Consider the following 2283-nt stretch of genomic DNA (forward strand, 5'->3'; position numbering starts at 1 on the left):
CACGGAGTTTTAGCTGGGCCGTCACTCCAATGTAGGAGCGTTTGGTGCCCTGGGTAGCAGGGCGCCGCCGTCATGCCGCGGCCTGCGCCTTGGCGTGCAACGCGAAGAAGCGCATCAGGTTATGAGCGACCGCGAACCACAGCAGATGGATGCGGGCCTTGATCTTGCCGCGCAGGGATAGCTGCCGCAGGCCCATGCGGCGGGCATGGGCATTGATGCATTCGTGCTCGGCGCGCAGTCGGTAGAATGTCCTGCCGTCTGCGTTCTGCATGCGTTGGCGCCAATCCGCGACGCCGACACCGTCATCTTTCTTCGGCGCATAAGGATCGGTGCCGTGCTTGGTCTGCCCTGCCGGGCACCACATCTTTATATCGTTGGCATGGGCCCACTCGATGTCGTCGTTTTTGGTGAAGCCGCCATCGACCAGATAGTTGGCGGGCTCGTAGCCTTCAGCGTGCACGGTCTCGATCCCCGTTTGTGCCAGGCCGCGATCCGAGCCGCTGGTATCGATGTCGACCGCAACGATCACCTGGTATTCCGGCGTCGATATGATCTGCATGTTATAAGCCGGACGCCATCCGCCATTGGCCATCTTCATCACCCGCGCGTCGGCATCGGTGGTCGAAGCGCGCGGCTCCTTCTGCTTGGCGACCTGTTTCTTGTTGGTCTTCTCTCGCCGTTCCCGCTCGGCGTCCAGTTCCTTCATGCGTTCCTGTGCCGCCGCGATCCGCGCCGCGCGCTCACGCGCGCCACGTTCCCTGGCCGCACGCCGGACACGATCCCCGGCCGCCGGATCCGTCTCGACTTCAGCGCGCAGGCGCTCCACCCGCGTCTGCGCCGCCGCATGTAGCTCACCTAGCCGGGCGCGCCGGCGGAACGAACTCGCCCCGGCGCCCGCGCGCACCCGCAAGCCATCCTGCGCCAACGTGTCGAGCGACACTAATCCAGCCTCGACCATCGACGCCACGCCCTGCGCCAAAAGCCGTTCCAGAACTGCCATATGGGCGATCCGGAAGGTCGACAGGCTGTGATAGTTCATCGACACCCCGCCGCATAACCAGCGATAGACCACATGATCGCGGCACAGCCGGTCCAGTTCGCGGGCGCTGCCGACCCCATCGACCGTGGCCCATAGCCACAGTGCCAACATCAGCTGCGGCGCTGCTGGCGGATGTCCGGGCTGGCCCTCGCGCGCCTTGATGGCCTCGTGCAACGCCGACAGATCGAGCCCATCGACGAATGCCCAAACCGAGCGCACCGGATGATCCTCCGAAATCAGATCATCCAACGCCGCCACCTGCATAGCAATCTGGCTGCGTTCCGGCACCCGCAACCGCGGTGCACCGCGTGCTTCAGCCTGCGGTTTCTCCTGCTCGGGCAAAGCCTCAAACAATTGCTCGTCAGCCATCGCCAGCCCCTGCTTCGTCCTCAATGACAGAGAATCATGCCATCGCGGTCATGGCAAACGCTCGTTGCCGAATGATTCTCACACTCTGAGGTGCGAGCCTTGCGGTGCATTGCACCGCTGGGCGAGCCTGGAAGGATGGGCCACGGGCGCTTCTCATCCTTCGAGGCACGCAAGAGCGCGCACCTACGGGTGAACGCAAGTGCGTTCATCCCGGGGATGACGCGATACAGTGCGAGTGGGCCGCTTCAACTTAAAATCATCTCGCTCTAGAAATCGATATTGGCCGCACCGCCGAGACGAAAGCTCGTGGCAATGCCCTCGCCGAGCTTGCGGGCAATTTTGGCGCGATAGTGGATCAGGTCCGCAAAATTCTGCGGATCGCGCGTCAGTTCGTTGTCGACCCGATAGTCGATGAAATTGCTGTGTGGCCGCCCGGCTACAATGGATCTGTACGCCGCGTTGCAGGCCTGCCGCTCCGCCGCCGCCTGCGTTCCTGGCTTTGGAATGATCGTATGAAAGACCGGAGGAGCGATCAGGACGACCGGCACATCGGCCGGCAACTTTCGCAGCGCCTGATCGAGCATCGCGTTGAAGGGAAAGGCAGCGCTGACCGTGCCGACGAAAGCCGGCGCCGGTGGCTGCGAAATCGCGGTCGGGTGCTTTTGTCCCGGTGGCCAGACTTCCTCATAGCTCCAGAAGCCGTCGAGGTAGGTGCGCTGGCGCGAACCCAAGCCGATCGTGATCCGCCGGAAGACACGATCGAGCGCGCTCCACGTGAAAAATTGCTCCACATGAGCGAAACTGTCGTCGCCATAGAGCCAGAACGGAAATGAGTTTGCCGGCAGATTCGCAGGATCGTGTCTGCACCAGGGATC

The 2283-nt window shown here is 62.9% G+C and carries 1 protein-coding gene and 1 pseudogene; both read right to left on the minus strand.

Going from position 1 to position 2283, the window contains the following annotated elements; genetic code table 11:
• Positions 1-70: 70 nt before the first annotated feature.
• Positions 71-1408 (minus strand): IS1182 family transposase, encoded by a 1338-nt coding sequence (locus tag VGP39_RS10670; RefSeq protein WP_327568069.1) that lies wholly within the window; start codon positions 1406-1408, stop codon positions 71-73.
• 266 nt (positions 1409-1674) lie between these two features.
• Positions 1675-2283: pseudogene (locus tag VGP39_RS10675) on the minus strand (hypothetical protein); the annotation flags it as partial.

Source organism: Bradyrhizobium sp. (genome assembly GCF_036009065.1).
Classification (GTDB): Bacteria; Pseudomonadota; Alphaproteobacteria; order Rhizobiales; family Xanthobacteraceae; genus Bradyrhizobium.